Source organism: Marinicella sediminis (genome assembly GCF_002000055.1).
Classification (GTDB): Bacteria; Pseudomonadota; Gammaproteobacteria; order Xanthomonadales; family Marinicellaceae; genus Marinicella; species Marinicella sediminis.
The window spans coordinates 138,512-155,397 of sequence record NZ_MVBD01000004.1 but is presented as its reverse complement, the minus strand read 5'-3'; the positions used below and the strand labels follow the sequence as shown (position 1 = coordinate 155,397).

Below are 16,886 nucleotides of genomic sequence, written 5' to 3'. Positions count from 1 at the left end.
ATAAACATGACTTTTCACCGCGACATCAGCTGTACCGTACCTTCCTTCTCCCTGGAAATGGGTGGAGACAGTGGTGTGGTGGAGGTCGGTTGTTGTCTCTGGGGTTCCCTGTCGAAGCCTTTACATGTGGTGATGGGAGGTATCTCTGCCGATCGCTGGGCCTTTGATGTGCCGGGTGAACGTCAAGGCTGGTGGCGAGTGGTGGCCCATGACCAGGCCGTGCTCAATACCCGGGATAGTGCATTCCTCACCTTTGATTATTTCTGTTTTCCTGAGCGGGTGACCAACCCGCCGGTGTTAACCCCTGCAGACCAGGCGCAACTGTTGCGCGGCATCCAGCACACTTTGCAATTACCTCAGTTTCATGCCGTCATTGGATCATCCTTTGGCGGCATGGTTTCTTTGGCTTTTGCGGCACGTTATCCGGATGCTTTACAACAGCTGATTTGTCTGGCGGCTGCTGATCAGAACAGCGTCAAAAGTCAGGCCATCCGTTACCTGCAAAGACAACTGGTTCAGCTGGGTGAGGCGTCATCAAGCCAGGGTGAACACCTGAAACTGGCCCGTGCCCTGGCCATGATAGGTTACCGGGGAGAACAGGAGTTCGAACACCGTTTTCAAAGCCAGCAACCAGGTGAGGCGCTGCAACAGGTGTCGGCTTACCTCAATCACCATGGTGAGCAGTTTGCCAGTCGGTTCCCGGCACACCGTTACCAGCAATTATCACGTGCCATTGATCATCATCAGGTCGATGTCAGTTACATATGTGTTCCCACCTTGCTGATTGGTTTTGACAGTGACCAAATGGTGCCTGTCAACTTTATCGAACAGCTGCACAGCAAACTGAACGCTCCGGCAGAGCTCCACATACTGGAGTCGCTGTACGGTCATGATGGGTTTTTGCTGGAAGCAGACACCATCAATTCAATCTTTCATTCCTTTTTATCAGAGTATCGCTATGACCTTATTGAACGAAACAGCCGCTGTGCGGGCGGGTATTGATTGTGACCGCCAACACGGCGCCGTGACCCCGCCGCTGTACTTGTCCAGCAACTACAGTTTTGCTGACCTGAATCAACCCCGTACTTATGACTACAGCCGCTCAGGCAACCCCACCCGTGACATCCTCGCTGATGCGCTGGCTGAATTGGAACAAGCTGCCGGTGGGGTGGTGACTTCAACCGGGATGTCGGCGGTATTACTGGTCTTACAGTTGCTGCCCAAGGGCGGTCGGGTGGTGGCACCGCATGACTGCTATGGTGGTACCTTTCGCTTATTGACCACCTGGCACGAGAAAGGCTTGATAGAAGTTGAATTCGTTGATCAGTCCGACACTGCCAGGATCAGGCAAACATTGGCCACCCCAACAAATTTGTTGTGGATTGAGACCCCAAGTAATCCGCTGTTGCGGGTGGTTGATGTACATGCCTTGTGTGAGTTGGCCGGACCTGAGGTGTTGAAAGTGGTGGACAACACCTTCCTGTCACCAGCGCTGCAGCAACCCATCACCCTGGGGGCTGATCTGGTGGTGCATTCAACCACCAAATACATCAACGGCCACAGCGATGTGGTCGGCGGTGCGGTGCTGGGTAAAACCGAAGAGCTGGCAGAGCAACTCAAATGGTGGGCTAACTGCATCGGGATCACAGCAGCACCGTTTGATTGCTTGCTGACCACCCGGGGATTGCGCACCCTGAATGTACGCATGAAACAGCACCTGGAAAACACCGAACAGATACTGGCATTTTTACAACAGCACCCGGCCATTGAGAACATTCATTATCCGGGGCTCAGCAACCACCCTGGGCATGAGATCGCCAAACGCCAACAGCATCATTTTGGCGCCATGTTGTCTTTCGAACTCAAAGGGGGACTCAGCGAGGTGAAAACCCTGGTCAACAACCTGCGCTACTTCACCCTGGCCGAATCATTGGGAGGGGTGGAGTCCTTAATCTGTCACCCGGCCACCATGACCCACGCGGCCATGGCGCCCCAGGCCCAACGGGCTGCCGGTATCACTGACAACCTGATCCGCTTATCGGTGGGCATTGAGCAGGCCGATGACCTGATTGCCGATCTGGAACAAGCGCTCAACCGGTGTTTATTAAAACCGCTGAAGGAACAGGTCAATGGCTGAAATTTATGGGCAACCAGTGGCCAGGGAAACGCCAGCAGTACATAAGTTTGGCGGCAGCAGTCTGAAAGATGTCACCGCCATCAGTTCGGTGATTCGAACCATCCGCAGCCATGTCAGGACTGAAGACGTGGTGGTGGTTTCTGCCAATGGCGGGGTCACCGATCAATTGATCCAGGTGTTCAATGACGGTACCCATCGACTGCCTGCACTGAGGGAGTCGGTACAACAGTTGGTCACCACGGTGTTGGATCAGCCTGATGCACTGCTTGTCTCTCTGCTGGAAGATCTGGAGCTGCTGTCCTCTGGTCTGAGCCAAACAACGCTCAGCGTGCATGATGTGCTGGCCTATGGTGAACTGTGGTCCGCTCAGTTGTTATCAGCCAGATTGCATGAGTTGGGCATACCCAATCATTGGCGGGATGCCAGAGACATCCTCACTGTGGATGCGCAAAACAATCCGGTGAATCCGGCCAAAGCGGTGCAAATACTGCTGGACAGCAAGGGTGAAGGCATTCAGATTCTCACCGGTTTTCTGGCTCGTAATGAAGCAGGTCAGGGCATTACCCTGGGACGCAATGGCAGTGATTACAGTGCCACCCTGGTGGCCTCATTGTTGCGTTCATCAGCGGTCTATCTGTGGACCGACGTGGATGGCGTGTACACCGCTGATCCACATGTGATCCCCGAAGCCAGGCGCATTCCCACCTTAACCCTGGGCGAGGCTCAGGCGCTGTCAGAACTGGGTTCTCATGTGCTGCACCACAAAACCATCAATCCCTTGTTGCAACATCCGGCCAGAATCATCATCAACACCTGCGACTCCGATACCCTCGGTACCGATGTGGTGGAGCAAAGCCGTGCCGGTGAGGGTCAGGTCAAGACCCTGGCCCACAAAAGCCAGTTGGTACAGCTGACCCTGGCGGGCATTCATGAATTGCGCACCCGTCAATTCCAGGCCGAATTGACCGCCGGACAAATCAATCAATACGCCTGTCATTACGACAAAACCCGACAGGTGCTGCAATTGTGTGTCGAGCAGGTGGACTTTTTCCGCACCAGTCAGCTGATCCGCCAGGCCGGACTGACCTTGGTGCAACAATTGTCCGGGGTCAGTCTGATCAGCGCCGTGGGGCACAACATCAGACAAAACCATCGGGTCATCAGTCAGTTACTGGGTCGCACCGCGCGTTTTGATGTGCTGAACATCCATTATCCGGGCAATGACCACACCCTGTGCGTGCTGCTGGCCGATGAACAGGCAGAGGCCTTGTTAGCTGATCTGCATGCGGCTTGTTTTGATCTGGCGCCCTCCATACCCATTGTGGTACTGGGTTATGGCAACATCGGTCAACAATTCATCCGCATCCTCAAAGACAACAAAGCCAGCATTGAACAGCGGGTCAAACAGTCACTTTCGCTGGTGGCGGTGGCCAACAGCCGTCATTACCAGTATGCCGGTGAGTGTTTGCTGGACGAGGTCATCGTTCCTGATCAGGACAACACGTCCGGAGAAATTTATCAGCGTTTAAGTGATTACATCAATAAGCCGCTGGTGCTGATTGACCTCACCGCCAGTGAAGCGGTGGCTGCCCGATATCCTGAGTTTGTGGCCAATGGCTGGCACCTGATTTCGGCCAATAAGCTGGTGGCAGCCGATGACATCCGCGCCAGCCATCTGGAAGCTGAATTGGAAAAACAACACCGCAGGTGGCTGACCAACACCACGGTGGGTGCCGCCTTGCCGATCCAAAGCAGTCTGAGGAAACTCATCGAAAGCGGTGATCAGGTGCAGGCGGTCAATGGGGTGTTTTCCGGTTCACTGTCGTGGATTTTTGGTCAATACGACGGTCAGCGACCCTTCATGGAGTGGGTGCGCCAAGCCCATGCCAATGCCTACACAGAACCCGATCCACGGGATGACCTGTCAGGCCAGGACGTCTACCGCAAAGCCCTGATCCTCGCCCGGCAGTTGGGCTTCAATGAGGCCCGTGTGGTATTCACGCCGGCCATACCTGATGAGTTGATGGCCGGTACCCTGGAACAGTTCTGGGCCAGATCAGCGGCGATTGATGAGCATGTGGCCGGTTTATGGAAAGCAGCGAACGAACAGGGTAAAAGCCTGTGTTACCTGGCCAGCATCAGCTCGCAAGAGATCAACGTCTCACTGCAGTTGATTGATCAGCAGCACCCGGCAGCCGGTTTACGGCCCGGTGACAACATCTTTGTCATCGACAGTGCCTGGTATGCCGGTAATCCGCTGGTCATCCAGGGCCCGGGTGCAGGCCGTGAAGTGACCGCTGCCGGGGTGCTCAATGACTTGATTGAGGTGCTTCAGTCGGCCTGATCAGGTGATTCAGCACGGTTGATGTTCAGCAATGCCTGACTGATCCAATGACTTTTGTTCATCAGTACCAGGCCCAGCACCAGTTGCCAGGCAGTACTGAGGTAGCTGGCTTTCATTTGATCCAGGTTGACAATTTCAATGGAAGGATCGGTCAGCATCCAGCTGAACAGGTAATTGCTTGCAGCCAGCAGGGCATGCAGAAAACAGACCAAACCAATGAAAATCACCAGCACCCTAAGCAGTGACATTGGGTTGAAAGGTTGAACCTGCTTATCCCAGGCTGGTTTCACAATCAATCTGGCTGTGCTCATCGGTAAAAACCAACAGCCCAGGCCGACGACCAGCAAGATGAGTATGCCAGCGACCCCGTACATGAATTGTTGCAGGGTTTGTGGGTCATTGCTGTAGACCATGACACTGATCCAAATCAGATGCCGGACTACGTGGAACAGGGTAATGATGGCCAGCAGGCGCAGCCCGATGGCGGTGATGTGTTGAATGCTCATAGTGTTCTCCTTGGCGTCGATGGCCATGTTCCTGTTAAGCGGCTGTTGCGTGTTCTGCCAATACTTCATAATAGGGCAAACAGGCATCGGCAATGGCCTGTTCTTCAAGGCTCAGCTGATTGGGTTTGGGGCGGTATTCGGCAAAGCCGGTGGATTCAATCACCCGGTTGTACCAGTGTTCGGCCCAGATGCCATCCGATTCCCGGTAGCCGGTCGGCCAGCTGAGCATGGCCTCATCAAAGGGCACGCCCAAGGCTTCACACAAGCTGGTGAGCATGGCTTTGGGGTTGAGCAGAATGTCCTTGGATGCCATCACCGGTGGTATTTGTCCGGTTTGTTCACGGATGCGATTGAACAGCGCCACCTGTTGCGGGTAACCAAGGTCCGCCGGGGTGGCGCGCGGGTGCTTGCGCAGGTAGGAGGCCAGCACATCATTCGGGTGACGGATCAGAAAGGCATTGCGCAATTGATCAGTGAATGACAGGTCCACGTCATCGGTGAGGTGATGACTCATGTGTTTCTGGTAATATATCGACACCGGCGCTGGTTCATCATGCAACAAACCATCAACGATCGGCCGCCAGTCGGCACCCTGATGGGCGATGATTTGCTGGTGCATGGCGTGTTTTTTGCCGGTGGTTGCCAGGTAAGGCCCATACAACGGCTCATCCACCACCACGGTGTCATTGCGGTTCTCCCAGGCGCGCATCATGGCGGTGGAAATGTTGCGTGGTCCTGACCACATGGCGATTCTGATCATGCCTTGACCTCTTGTTGAATCAAGTCCAGATAAGCGTCCTGCAGTCGCCGGATCATGTCGCGGGTCTGACCATTGCCGATCAGCCGGCCATCCACTTCATTGACCGGGGTGATGCCGGCAAAGGTACCTGTGACAAAGGCTTCATCAGCGCCGTACACATCAAACAGCGAAAAATTCTTTTGTCGGATGGGGATGCCCAGCTGTTCACACAACAGAATGATTTTCGAGCGGGTGATGCCGCCCAGACAATAATCCCCGGTAGAGGTCCACACTTCACCCTGGGTGACGATGAAAAAATGGGTTGAATTGCAGGTCGCCACAAAGCCATGTGGATCCAGCATCAGCGCTTCATCGGCACCGGCTTTGGCCGCCTGAATGCAACCCTGGATGCAGTTGATTTTGGAGTGCGAATTCATTTTCTGATCCTGCACGTCGGGATAACCCCGGCGCACATGGGTGGTGAACAGGCGAATGCCGCCTTCAATTTTTCTCGGTGACGGGGTTTTGTATTCAGCAATGATGACAATGGTGCTGCCGGGTATGGTGCAGCGCGGGTCCTGATATGGAGTGATTTTCACCCCGCGGGTGACCATCAGCCGGATGTGCACCCCATCGTGCATGTTATTGGCCTCAAGGGTGTCGATCAGGCGCTGGGTCAGTTCAGTGGGTGTCAGTCCAATGTCCAGGTCCAGGGCTTTGGCGCCCTGGTATAACCTGCGCAAGTGGTCTTTGAGGAACACCACAACGCCTTGATGCAAGCGCAGACCTTCCCAAACACCGTCGCCGAGGATAAAACCACTGTCAAACACCGAAACAGTGGCCTCTTCGCGGGGCAGTAGCTGACCATTGATGTTGATCAGGATGTCACGGTTGCGCTCATCTTCAATGTATTCATGTGTGCCTTTGCCCATGTGCTTATCTGTGTCTGTTTAATTGGCTTCAAATAGTAACAGAATTAATTCAATGAGTGATTGAAAAAAGACGCAGTTGATTACAAACTGGAAAAGCGCGCTGCACATAAAAGTAATGATCTTGGGACGTCATTCAAATTTGTTCCTGACAAAATTGAAAGTGGTCAACTGAGTTTAACCTAACGGGTCGAGCTGTTCGTCAGCTCTCCGGTGCATCAGGCGAATCATTGAGTTTTTTATAATCTGGGGGAAGACATATGGTAGATATCAACGAAGTGGCAGAAGCTTTCATAACTCCATTGCTGGAACAAGATCAGCTGAGCTTGTTCAGGCTTGATTTGCCAGCAGGCCACACTTTGGCAGATCATGAAACCACGCCCAGAATCATCATTTTATTGACGCCCCTGTCAGGACGCCGGGTTGCAGATGGCAGTCAGGTTAAGGCTGCAGCCGGGCAGGTCATGTACCTGGAAAACCGGTTTTCCGGAGCACTGACCAACACCGGTGAAGACCTGGCTTATCTGGTTTTGACTCTGCCAGGCCAGACCGTTACTGAGCGTTCTCCAGATCCCGTCTGGCATCCATCGCTGAGCTGCTTGTTTCAGGCAGCCGAACTGGTCATTTGGCAATTCAGGAAAAGCGCGCAGCTGTCGGTGCCATCAAACATGCTGCATTATGCCATTTCAAGCCAATCATTAACGGTACGAAAAACCCATGAATCAGCTGGGTTTAGTGAAGGTGATTTGTTGTTGGGTGGATTGATCTGAATTGAGCTGAAGTTCAGTCAACTCAGCGATGATTCATTTGTGTTATCATGAAGGATACACTTGGAATTAACCTGGAAAATGATTAATAATCCCTGGACTTCATTCAATTTTGTTCCTGACAAAAATTGAATGCGGCCAACTGAGTATAAGCAACCGGGTTTGGCTGATCATCAGCTCTCTGTTGCGTGGTGAAGGAGTATGAAGTGAAACTGGCTTGATTGATGGTTGGTGGGTTCTTTGATCAATCATCCGGATGTCCACATCAATGCACATGGTGCACATGAGCCAGGCATCGACATCGCGGAGAAAGCCATGGAAGAGGTGAACACAGTCTTTATGTATGCAACGTTGGGTCAACTCAAGCCGTGCTCATGGGCTGAGGATTTCCGGCAGCAAAAACCTGCAGTCAGTGGGACGAGCACCTCTGAGGATCAGGTGTTGTTCTGGTGGAGGACCTGCGAGAAAAACCGCAGTCATTGAGGCCAATTGTGAACTGAATAATGACCTGTTTGAGGAATCCTGTAGATGAACATATACGTCTTGCTTTGGGCGCTGATTTTTTTGTTGGTTGGTGTGGCTTCAGCCATTGAGCCACATGATTATTTCACCTGGTTTCTGGAATCCTTGCCGGCTTTGATTGGGGCGGGCATTTTGTGGTATTTCAGAAGGTCCTGGCCTTTGACCCCAATGCTGTATGTGCTGATATTATTGCATTGTGTGGTATTGTTGGTGGGAGCACACTATACCTATGCATTGGTGCCGTACTTCGATCAATTCATGACCTTTGTTTGGGATGGGCGCAATAATTACGATAAGTTGGGGCACTTTTTCCAGGGTTTCGTCCCGGCCATGATCTGTCGAGAAATCGTGGTACGGCATGGCATCATCGACAGTGTCGGCTGGCGACGGTTTTTTATCATCAGTTTTTGCCTCGGATTTTCGGCCTTTTATGAGCTCATTGAATGGTGGGTGGCGTTGCTCAGTGATGAGGCTGCTGAATCATTCTTGGGTACCCAGGGGTATGTCTGGGACACCCAATCAGACATGTTTCTGGCGCTCATTGGTTCAGTGGTGGCGTTGTTCACCCTGAGTCATTGGCATGACCGTCAAATACAACAACTTAATAACAGGAGTCACCTATGATAGAACTCATTCTTCCGGTATTTTTCCAGGTCATGCTGACCTTTGGTATTTTATTTACCCTGGGTATATTGCGTTACCGCAGCGTGTCGCAGCGCACGGTTCACCCCAAAGACTATGTGTTGATGACCGGACAGGATCAATGGCCGGTAATGATCCAGCGTATGGGCAGGTCTTTTCACAACCAGCTGGAAGTGCCTGTCTTGTTTTACCTGTTAGTGGTGTTGATGCTGATTACAGAAGTTCAGGATGCGTTGTTGTTGAATATGGCCTGGTTGTATGTTGGTTTGCGCTACCTCCATGCATTGGTACATATTTTGTATAACAAAGTCATTCATCGGTTCAGTATTTTCATTCTTTCATGTGGCGTTTTGCTGGCCATGTGGGTGTTGTTCTTGTTTGAAATCAACTCAAGGCTTTGATGTCAGGCTGTCAGGCATTGGTCACCGCCAGCCAGCTGTTGTGTTGAGGCATTCAGGACAGTAGCTGGTGTATCAGTGCCTGGCGAATCAATACGCCATTGGTGACCTGATTGAGGATCACTGATTGTGGACCATCGGCCACTGCATCGGTGATTTCCACACCACGGTTCATGGGACCGGGGTGCATCACGATGGCCTCTTTTTTGGCCCATTTAAGTCGTTCGCTATTTAAACCGTAATGGGCCGCCCAGGCCTCCACATCCAGGTTGCTTTGATCGCTCAATCGTTCCCGCTGAATGCGCAACATGACCACCACATCTGCTTCGCTGATGGCGCTTTGCAGGCTGTCTGCGAGGAAAGTTTTCTGATGGTCTGCTACAAATGTGTCTGGGGCAAACAGGCGGATGTCTTTTGTGCCCATAATTTGCAAACCGTCCAGCAGTGAATTGGCCACCCTGGAGTGTTTGGTGTCACCTATGATGGCCACCGACAATGGTTCGAACTGACCTTGGTGTTGGCGAATGGTGTAAAGATCCAGCAATCCTTGAGTGGGGTGTTGGTTGGTGCCGTCACCGGCATTGATGACACTGGCCCGATGATTGATCCACTCGGCCATATCCCGTTGCATATGATTGTCCTGATGTCTGACAATAAAAGCATCGGTCTGCATGGCATCCAGGGTCAGAATGGTGTCTCTCAGGGTTTCACCTTTTTGGGTGGATGAATGAGCGATGTTCAACGCAGTGAGGTCCACGCCTAAACGTTGGCAGGCGAGCTGAAAAGAGGTCAGCGTGCGGGTTGAGTTTTCAAAAAACAAAGCAATGGCAGAGCGGCCGGCCAGTGGTTTTTGTTCGCGCGGTTGGTGGTTTAAGCGGTCAGCCAGGTCAAACAAGAGTTCGATCTGATGTCTGTTGAGTTCTTTGATGTCCAGAAGGTGTTTCATGTGTTGTGTTGCTGGTCAAACCAGGATTGAAGAATGATTTGGGCCGCCATGGCATCCAGTTGACTTTTTTGCTTGGCTTTTGTCAAGCCAGCAGCACGACTTTGCTGGAATGTGCGTTCGGCTTCATATGAAGTGTAACGTTCGTCAACAAAGGTCACTGAAAGGGCGGTATTCTGACTGGCTTTGCGGGCAAAGTTTTTCACCCTGCGGGTTATTTCCTGTTCTTGACCACTGGCGTCCAGCGGCAAGCCGAACACCAGGGATGAAATGTGCCATTCATTGATGATGTTTTGTAGCTGTTGCCAAAAGCTGCCATCGTTGATCAGTGTGGTCAAAGCCTGGGCCTGACAGGTCATGGTCTGTCCGACCGCCAGGCCGATGCGTTTTTCGCCAAAATCAATGCCCAGCACATATTCAGGCATGGCCGATATCGCTGCTCAGTTGGTGGGCTTTGATGCCAATGATGTCCAGTGCGGTTTGCCACTTATCCTGTTCATCAGAGAAAATCAGATTTTTGTCAGATGGGCAAGTCAACCAGCTGTTGTCGGCGATCTCCTGTTCAAGTTGGCCGGCATCCCAGGTGGCGCAGCCAAGGGCCATCATCCACTTTGCGGTCAGTTGGTGGGCAGCAATCGCCTCAATGATGTCTTTGGAAGTGGTCAGCGATAACCCGGGGGTGATACGTACTGAGCTGGCGAAATCTTCTGGTGAGTCATGCAGGATGAAGCCGCATTGCGTGTTAACCGGGCCACCTTCGAAGATCAGTGCATCGTCGTTTACCTGAGTTTGCTCGATCGAAAGGCTTTCCAGAATTTCAGCAAATGTGACATCGCTGGGCATATTGATGTTGATGCCCAGTGCACCGTGTTCATTGTGTTCGCAAATCAGGATCACTGCCTTGAAAAAACGCTCATCTTGCATGTCTGGAGTGGCGATCAATAACTGGTTGGTCAAATTCATTATTTCTGTCTGAGTAGGTGCCCGGGTAAAAATTGCCAGGTACGTGTGATGTATAGGATATCAACTCGCTCCTCAGATTCAGGCAGCGGATCAAATGGTTGGGCTAATTTTACAATGTGTTTGGCTGCTTCATCCAGAAATTTGTGATCAGATGGTTTGATGATTTTGATCTCATGCAGGGTACCATCGCGTTTGATGCCGACGGTCAGCATCACATTACCAATGAAGTTTTTGTTCTTGGCCTGTTCAGGATAATTGAGATCGCCGGTGCGCTCAATTTTTTTGACCCAGTTATTAATGTAAGGGGCAAATTCATATGCCTTGGTGCTGCTGGAAACATATTTGCTGCGTGGTTTTTTGGCATAGCGCTCAATTTTTCTGGCAATCTCATCCTGCATTTTAGCCAGCCTTTGCTCACGGGTCAGCGTGGTGTCATTGGCTTGTTGGTCCCGCCGGTCTTTGGTGGGCTGGGTTTCCTGTGTTTGCTGTTCTGCCCGGGTGGTGGTGAGTAATTGGGTTTTATTCTGTCGGGTTTGCGCTCTGGTACGCTGTTGCGACTCTTGCTGGTCAACACCTTCATTGACCGGAGCAGTGGCGCTGAAAGGATTGGTGGGCCTGGCCTTTTTGTCCTGGTCACCACCACCCAGTTGGTTATTCTGAGCGAGGAACTCAGCATCATCTGGTGCTGTGAGATTGGCTTTTTTTGAAAGGATGACATCCATGCTGTGAATGACTTCTTCGGGTGGTCGTGTTGCGGTGAATGAGATGCCCAGAATGATCACAGATAAGGTCAGTGAAGCCAGGGTGAAGGTCATCACGTTTTTGTCTTTGACTGTGATTTTGGGTTTCATATAATGTCTTTTTCAATGCAGTCGAACAACTCGCCAGCGATGTTAAGATCAAAAATCTCATCCAGTTCGCGGATGCAGGTTGGGCTGGTGACATTGACTTCGGTCAGATAGTCACCAATCACATCAATGCCGGCGAACACAATACCCATTGATTTCAGTTTAGGTCCGACCAGGTCACAAATCTTTCTGTCAGCATCAGACAACTTCAGTCCTTTGCCGGTTCCCCCTTTGGCCAGGTTCCCACGAAAATCAGTGGCTGAGGGAATGCGGGCCAATGCATAAGGTACGGGTTGACCATTGATCAGCAAAATCCGTTTGTCCCCCGCACTGATGGCAGGGATGAATTTCTGAATCATGGTGGTTTTTGTGCCGTTTTGTGTCACTGTTTCCAGAATGACGTTCAGGTTCTTGTCATTTTTACTGGTTTTGAAAATCGATTGACCTCCCATGCCATCCATGGGTTTGATGATCACTTCGCCCAGTTCATTGACTGCAGATTTCAGCAGGTCAACATCCCTGCTGATGATGTTTTCCGGGGTGCACTCTGGAAAGGCTTCAGTGAAAAATTTTTCATTGGCGTCTCGCAATGCCTGTGGGGCATTGATGACGTGGGTGCTGGCCGAACCAATCTGATCAAGCATATAGGTGTCCATGATGTATTCCATGTCAAATGGCGGGTCTTTGCGCATCAGTACCACATCACAATCACTCAGTGGATGATCTTCAGGTGCTTCAGCGCTGAACCAGTCTTGAGGCCTGTCAAACACCTTGATGCGTTGGCTGACTGCGCGGGTCTGACTGTGTTTGCAGTACATGTTGTTGGCGGTCATGTAATACACTTCATGGCCCCTGCGTTGAGCTTCCAGCATCATCGCAAAACTGGAGTCTTTGTGTGGTTTAATGTGTTCAATGGGGTCCATGATAACGGCAATTTTCAACATGAGGTCACGCGTAAAGTTTGTTAATTAGGATGAATTATAATAAGCTAAAAGGAAGTGTGAAACCGTGTGTTGTAAAATAAAATCAAAATTATCCTGTTAAAGGGTGTGTACAACTGGTTGGCAACAGGTGCAAAAACCTGATTGGACAAGACTGATGAGGGGTGTTGTAGTCAGCCCGCCAATCGTTGAAGAAATCAAATTAATTGGTGTTTATTCCAAAATTGTTTTGTATTCAGTTGTAAAATGAGTTATTTTCTTGTTAATGACATACTTACGGGTATAACTTCATGAATGTTGTCAATTATAAAAAGAACAACACCAGTCAATAAAGTTTGGAGAGATTATGAATTTAGAAGGTTTAAAGGTAATGGTTATCGATGACAGTAAAACCATCCGCCGAACCGCTGAAACTTTACTCAAGAAAGAGGGTTGCGAAGTGATTACAGTAGACAATGGATATGAAGCCTTGTCTCAGATCTCTGATCTCGAACCCAATATCATTTTTGTGGACATCATGATGCCACGCCTTGATGGTTATAAAACCTGTGCGCTGATCAAGATGAACAGCGAACACAAAACAACACCGGTTATTATGCTGTCCAGCAAAGACGGTTTGTTCGACAAGGCCAAGGGCCGTGTGGTGGGTGCTGAAGAGTATCTGACCAAACCGTTTACCAAAGAGGAATTGATTGAAGCCATTGAGAAACATGTGAAACGGGACTGATCATGAGTAAACAAATCATCAAACCATTTGAGTTGCTTCTTGAATACGAGAAAAGAAGTGTGTCCCATGCCCTTGGCTCAGCTGTTGAAGAAAGTGAACTGGGTGACTGGTCAGGCATCGGGTTTAAAATCGGCGAGATGCACCTGGTGACTGAGGTGGATGATGTGAATGAAGTGGTCATCCTGCCTGAACTGGTGAAAATACCGGGCATTGATCAATGGGTTCTCGGTCTGGTCAACATCAGAAGTAATTTGATTCCGGCAATTGACCTCAGGTCGTACTTAACGGGGGAATCTTCCAAATTAACCAAGCACACACGGATGCTGGTCATCAACCAACCTGGCGGGCAGGCTGGACTGGTGGTCGATGAGGTGTTTGGTCAACGCCATTTCAGTAAAAGTGATTGGCACGACGTTGAAGGTGATGACGATTCAAGGGTGTATCGTTATTGCGATAAATTTTTCAGCCAAGACGATGTCAGGTGGGATGTGTTTGAAATGGACCAATTGGTTCAGGACACCAATTTCCAGAATGCATCGATTAAATAAAAGACAGAGGTAGAAATAGTATGAGCAGTTCAGCTGTAGATATGGATCAACGGACACGAACGTTGCCCTTGTGGCAATTGATGGTATTGGTTATTCTGGTATTGTCATTCTTTGGTCACTCCTATTGGTTAGCGACCATTGAAGCCAACCGGACAGCGCACTTGTCTGAAACTGATAAAGTCCAGATTAAAGCACAGCAGTTGGCTCAGTACGCCAGACAGGCTTCTTCGGGTGATATTGATGCCTTTGATGACCTGATCACCGATCGTCGGATTATTGATGACACCATGAATTCATTGACCAGCGGAAACTCAGATTACCCGGCATTACCGGCTGATCTCAGGCCGCGCCTGCAGTCAATGTCAGATGTATGGAATACCATGAATGACAATGCGTTGACCATCATTAATCAGCGTGATCGTATTGAAGAACTGAGTGATATCTCAGACAAATTTGCTTCAGAAATCCCCATTTTACAAGCCAGTTCAGATGCTGTGGTTAAGCGTTTGGTGGCGATCAATGAAGACCGGGGTCTGATTTACCTGGCTTCACAACAACTGGTATTGGCTGACCGGATGTTGCGTCGCATGAGTGAAATCCTGAAAGGTGGTGCAGCTTCGATTCAAGCCAGTGACAGTCTGGATCGTGACGCTCGTAAGTTCAATGAGGTCATGACCGGCATGTTCAATGGCAATGACACCATCAAAGCAGTGACAGATGATCAGGCCATCGAATCATTGGGCAGGGTGTTTTCCGCCTTTGACAGTGTGCAGGCTGACATCGCCACCGTAAGGGGCGCGATGGAATTGTTTGATGCCCAGATTGCAGCGGCAGACATTGAGGTCGATATCGACACATTCGTGAGCGATGCCGAACAATTACGTGAACAAATTGCCTCCAGAACCCAAACAGTACCATCCGATCAGATTGGCTGGGCAATTGCGGGTCTGTCATTTCTGTGGTTGTTGTGGATCTTCCGGACGCTGTCCAAAAACGATCGGATCCGGGCTGCAGTGGCACAAGATCAAAACGAACGAAACCAACAGGCGATTCTGCGACTGCTGGATGAGATGGGCTCATTGGCAGATGGTGACCTGACGGTGAATGCGACGGTTTCTGAAGACATCACGGGTGCAATTGCTGACTCGGTCAACTTTGCGATTGAAGCCTTGAGGTCGTTGGTGAAAACGATTAATGACGCCTCGGTGGGCGTGGCCTCTGCGGCCCAGGAAGCCCAGGCCACGGCGATGCACCTAGCTGAAGCTTCTGAGCATCAGGCCACACAGATCACCAATGCCTCAGCTGCCATTAATGAAATTGCGGTGTCGATTGATGAGGTATCTAAGAATTCCCTGGAGTCGGCCGACGTGGCACAAAGATCGGTACTCATTGCGCACAATGGTGCCGAAGTGGTGCGGGATACCATTAAAGGTATGAACAACATTCGAACCCAGATTCAGGATACTTCGAAAAGGATTAAACGATTGGGTGAAAGTTCACAGGAAATTGGAAACATCGTAGAACTGATTAATGACATTGCCGAACAAACAAACATTTTGGCTCTCAACGCAGCGATTCAGGCGGCTTCTTCCGGAGAATCCGGACGTGGTTTCGCAGTGGTTGCGGATGAGGTACAGCAGTTGGCGGAACGGGCTTCCAGTGCGACCCGGCAAATTGAGGGCATTGTGAAAACCATTCAAACCGATACCAACGAAGCGGTGCGATCAATGGAGCAAACCACTTCAGAGGTGGTGGGCGGAGCCCGAAAAGCCGAGGATGCCGGTGAAGCGTTGACCGAAATTGAAACGGTATCTAACGACTTGGCAGAATTGATTCAGAATATTTCTGAAGCAGCCCGTCAACAGTCGGTTGCAGCAACCAATATTTCCGGAACGATGAACGTGATTCAGGAAATTACCACCCAAACGTCAGCCGGTACGCAACAAACGGCTGAATCGATTGGTAACCTGGTGGAACTGGCCACCGAGTTGCGTAAATCTGTAGAGGACTTCAAGTTACCTGATGATGAGTTCATTTGATAACAGCTGAACCAGCTTAATAATGTACAAAATGTATAGTAACAAGCCTTTTCTTAAAATATCTCCGCTCACGGAAGATGAATACCTGCGCTGGTCAGGATTGTTGGCCGAACGCCTGGGCATCATTGTTCCAAAGGAACGGAAGATGTTCCTGCAATCGAAAATCTGGTCAAGGATGCGTGAAATTGGGTATCAGGAGTACGACAAATACTGGGATTACATCAATTCCGGCATAGAGGGGAACCTGGAATGGTCGCAGTTGGTTGATCGTTTGACTGTCCATGAAACCTCTTTTTTTCGCCATGGGCCGTCTTTTGACCTTGTTTACGAAGACATGCTGCGAAAGGTGCAGCTCAGCGATGATACTTTGCGATACAAAATCTGGAGTGTCAGTTGTGCCACTGGAGAAGAAGCATACTCATTGGGTTTGTTGGCTCACCAGGTCTGTCAGGAGTCAAGTGAAACAGGTATCAAAACATACTTTGGTGTCACTGCTACAGACGTCAGCAGCCCGGCAGTTTCCCTGGCAAAACAGGCCATATACTCGGTAGACAAGCTCAAAAACATCGATGAGATTTATCATAAAAATCTGGTTTTTTTGAATGATGAAATGTTTACCATCAAAGATAACATCAAAAAACGCATGGCGTTTGGTGTGTTCAATTTACTGGATGTGAACCGTCCCTCAAACATCAAATACGATGTGATTTATTGTCAAAACGTATTGATGTATTTTGAAAAGAAAGTCCGCGAACAGATTCTCAATGGCCTGGTGGCCTATCTGAATCACAACGGCTTGTTGGTTCTGGGTCAGACAGAGATCAATGCCTGGTCCCACCCGAAAATGAAGCGCGTTAATAAAAACAGAACTTTGGCATTCAGACTGAAATAAC

General features: G+C 50.2%; 18 protein-coding genes and 1 pseudogene. 11 read left to right on the top strand and 8 right to left on the bottom strand.

Annotated features, from left to right (window positions below; genetic code table 11):
* Positions 1–6 precede the first annotated feature (6 nt).
* Genes B0475_RS07100 through metL form a run of 3 tightly spaced genes read left to right on the top strand, consistent with a single transcriptional unit; the run spans position 7 to position 4,481 of the window.
* Positions 7–1,002 carry an alpha/beta fold hydrolase gene (locus B0475_RS07100; protein WP_157892765.1) on the top strand — a complete coding sequence of 332 codons (996 nt, stop codon included), beginning with the start codon at positions 7–9 and terminating at the stop codon, positions 1,000–1,002.
* Entirely contained in the window at positions 959–2,137 is a 1,179-nt protein-coding gene (gene metB / locus B0475_RS07095) for a cystathionine gamma-synthase (protein ID WP_077411112.1), read from the top strand. Before B0475_RS07100 ends, metB begins: the two co-directional genes overlap by 44 nt.
* Complete coding sequence (metL, locus tag B0475_RS07090) at positions 2,130–4,481, top strand: bifunctional aspartate kinase/homoserine dehydrogenase II (RefSeq protein ID WP_077411111.1); 2,352 nt, start codon at positions 2,130–2,132, stop codon at positions 4,479–4,481. The genes metB and metL overlap by 8 nt, the downstream gene beginning before the upstream one ends.
* Here metL and B0475_RS07085 read toward each other — a convergent pair.
* The 3 genes from B0475_RS07085 to B0475_RS07075 are packed head-to-tail and all read right to left on the bottom strand — an operon-like array spanning position 4,469 to position 6,658.
* Positions 4,469–4,987 (bottom strand): hypothetical protein, encoded by a 519-nt coding sequence (locus tag B0475_RS07085; RefSeq protein ID WP_077411110.1) that lies wholly within the window; start codon positions 4,985–4,987, stop codon positions 4,469–4,471. The genes metL and B0475_RS07085 overlap by 13 nt on opposite strands.
* 34 nt (positions 4,988–5,021) lie before the next feature.
* On the bottom strand, positions 5,022–5,747 hold the full coding sequence (locus B0475_RS07080; protein WP_077411109.1) for a sulfotransferase-like domain-containing protein: 726 nt from the start codon (positions 5,745–5,747) through the stop codon (positions 5,022–5,024).
* Positions 5,744–6,658: an aminotransferase class IV gene (locus tag B0475_RS07075; protein ID WP_077411108.1), complete on the bottom strand. Its 915-nt coding sequence runs from the start codon at positions 6,656–6,658 to the stop codon at positions 5,744–5,746. The genes B0475_RS07080 and B0475_RS07075 overlap by 4 nt, the downstream gene beginning before the upstream one ends.
* Before the next feature lie 257 nt (positions 6,659–6,915).
* Between B0475_RS07075 and B0475_RS07070 the strand changes: the two genes are divergently transcribed.
* The 4 genes from B0475_RS07070 (at position 6,916) to B0475_RS07055 (ending at position 8,987) form a co-directional block, all read left to right on the top strand.
* Positions 6,916–7,425, top strand: a complete 510-nt coding sequence (locus B0475_RS07070; protein WP_077411107.1) for a hypothetical protein — start codon at positions 6,916–6,918, stop codon at positions 7,423–7,425.
* A 228-nt stretch (positions 7,426–7,653) separates the two neighbouring features.
* Positions 7,654–7,905 (top strand): hypothetical protein, encoded by a 252-nt coding sequence (locus B0475_RS07065; protein ID WP_077411106.1) that lies wholly within the window; start codon positions 7,654–7,656, stop codon positions 7,903–7,905.
* A gap of 45 nt (positions 7,906–7,950) precedes the next feature.
* Positions 7,951–8,568: a DUF2238 domain-containing protein gene (locus tag B0475_RS07060; RefSeq protein WP_077411105.1), complete on the top strand. Its 618-nt coding sequence runs from the start codon at positions 7,951–7,953 to the stop codon at positions 8,566–8,568.
* On the top strand, positions 8,565–8,987 hold the full coding sequence (locus B0475_RS07055; protein ID WP_077411104.1) for an MAPEG family protein: 423 nt from the start codon (positions 8,565–8,567) through the stop codon (positions 8,985–8,987). Before B0475_RS07060 ends, B0475_RS07055 begins: the two co-directional genes overlap by 4 nt.
* Before the next feature lie 52 nt (positions 8,988–9,039).
* Here the strand turns inward: B0475_RS07055 and B0475_RS07050 are convergent, their stop codons facing one another.
* From B0475_RS07050 to gshB, 5 genes are read right to left on the bottom strand one after another with little or no spacing between them, the layout of a single operon-like run.
* Positions 9,040–9,930: an aspartate carbamoyltransferase catalytic subunit gene (locus tag B0475_RS07050; RefSeq protein ID WP_077411103.1), complete on the bottom strand. Its 891-nt coding sequence runs from the start codon at positions 9,928–9,930 to the stop codon at positions 9,040–9,042.
* A complete protein-coding gene (ruvX, locus tag B0475_RS07045) occupies positions 9,927–10,352 on the bottom strand; it encodes a Holliday junction resolvase RuvX (RefSeq protein WP_077411102.1) in 426 nt (141 codons plus the stop codon). Before ruvX ends, B0475_RS07050 begins: the two co-directional genes overlap by 4 nt.
* Positions 10,345–10,890: a YqgE/AlgH family protein gene (locus B0475_RS07040; RefSeq protein ID WP_077411101.1), complete on the bottom strand. Its 546-nt coding sequence runs from the start codon at positions 10,888–10,890 to the stop codon at positions 10,345–10,347. The genes ruvX and B0475_RS07040 overlap by 8 nt, the downstream gene beginning before the upstream one ends.
* Positions 10,890–11,741 (bottom strand): energy transducer TonB, encoded by an 852-nt coding sequence (locus tag B0475_RS07035; RefSeq protein ID WP_077411100.1) that lies wholly within the window; start codon positions 11,739–11,741, stop codon positions 10,890–10,892. Before B0475_RS07035 ends, B0475_RS07040 begins: the two co-directional genes overlap by 1 nt.
* Positions 11,738–12,682, bottom strand: coding sequence for a glutathione synthase (gene gshB, locus B0475_RS07030; RefSeq protein ID WP_077411098.1), 945 nt, complete (start codon positions 12,680–12,682; stop codon positions 11,738–11,740). The genes B0475_RS07035 and gshB overlap by 4 nt, the downstream gene beginning before the upstream one ends.
* A gap of 343 nt (positions 12,683–13,025) precedes the next feature.
* Here gshB and pilG point away from each other — a divergent pair, with 343 nt between their 5' ends.
* From pilG to B0475_RS07010, 4 genes and pseudogenes are all read left to right on the top strand, one after another.
* Entirely contained in the window at positions 13,026–13,406 is a 381-nt protein-coding gene (gene pilG / locus B0475_RS07025) for a twitching motility response regulator PilG (protein WP_077411097.1), read from the top strand.
* A gap of 2 nt (positions 13,407–13,408) precedes the next feature.
* Positions 13,409–13,954, top strand: coding sequence for a chemotaxis protein CheW (locus B0475_RS07020; RefSeq protein ID WP_077411094.1), 546 nt, complete (start codon positions 13,409–13,411; stop codon positions 13,952–13,954).
* Between the two features lie 1,028 nt (positions 13,955–14,982).
* Positions 14,983–15,993: pseudogene (locus tag B0475_RS18030) on the top strand (methyl-accepting chemotaxis protein); the annotation flags it as partial.
* A 22-nt stretch (positions 15,994–16,015) separates the two neighbouring features.
* Entirely contained in the window at positions 16,016–16,885 is an 870-nt protein-coding gene (locus B0475_RS07010; protein ID WP_077411091.1) for a CheR family methyltransferase, read from the top strand.
* The last annotated feature ends 1 nt before the right edge of the window (position 16,886 follow it).

Coding starts and splice junctions, on each gene's coding strand:
- ruvX (WP_077411102.1), bottom strand. CDS start 10,352: ATGCCTGAATATGTGCTGGGCATTGATTTTGGCGAAAAACGCATCGGC.
- B0475_RS07050 (WP_077411103.1), bottom strand. CDS start 9,930: ATGAAACACCTTCTGGACATCAAAGAACTCAACAGACATCAGATCGAA.
- B0475_RS07060 (WP_077411105.1), top strand. CDS start 7,951: ATGAACATATACGTCTTGCTTTGGGCGCTGATTTTTTTGTTGGTTGGT.
- B0475_RS07020 (WP_077411094.1), top strand. CDS start 13,409: ATGAGTAAACAAATCATCAAACCATTTGAGTTGCTTCTTGAATACGAG.
- pilG (WP_077411097.1), top strand. CDS start 13,026: ATGAATTTAGAAGGTTTAAAGGTAATGGTTATCGATGACAGTAAAACC.
- B0475_RS07080 (WP_077411109.1), bottom strand. CDS start 5,747: ATGATCAGAATCGCCATGTGGTCAGGACCACGCAACATTTCCACCGCC.
- B0475_RS07070 (WP_077411107.1), top strand. CDS start 6,916: ATGGTAGATATCAACGAAGTGGCAGAAGCTTTCATAACTCCATTGCTG.
- metL (WP_077411111.1), top strand. CDS start 2,130: ATGGCTGAAATTTATGGGCAACCAGTGGCCAGGGAAACGCCAGCAGTA.
- B0475_RS07035 (WP_077411100.1), bottom strand. CDS start 11,741: ATGAAACCCAAAATCACAGTCAAAGACAAAAACGTGATGACCTTCACC.
- B0475_RS07100 (WP_157892765.1), top strand. CDS start 7: ATGACTTTTCACCGCGACATCAGCTGTACCGTACCTTCCTTCTCCCTG.
- B0475_RS07055 (WP_077411104.1), top strand. CDS start 8,565: ATGATAGAACTCATTCTTCCGGTATTTTTCCAGGTCATGCTGACCTTT.
- B0475_RS07075 (WP_077411108.1), bottom strand. CDS start 6,658: ATGGGCAAAGGCACACATGAATACATTGAAGATGAGCGCAACCGTGAC.
- B0475_RS07085 (WP_077411110.1), bottom strand. CDS start 4,987: ATGAGCATTCAACACATCACCGCCATCGGGCTGCGCCTGCTGGCCATC.
- gshB (WP_077411098.1), bottom strand. CDS start 12,682: ATGTTGAAAATTGCCGTTATCATGGACCCCATTGAACACATTAAACCA.
- B0475_RS07040 (WP_077411101.1), bottom strand. CDS start 10,890: ATGAATTTGACCAACCAGTTATTGATCGCCACTCCAGACATGCAAGAT.
- metB (WP_077411112.1), top strand. CDS start 959: ATGACCTTATTGAACGAAACAGCCGCTGTGCGGGCGGGTATTGATTGT.
- B0475_RS07010 (WP_077411091.1), top strand. CDS start 16,016: ATGTACAAAATGTATAGTAACAAGCCTTTTCTTAAAATATCTCCGCTC.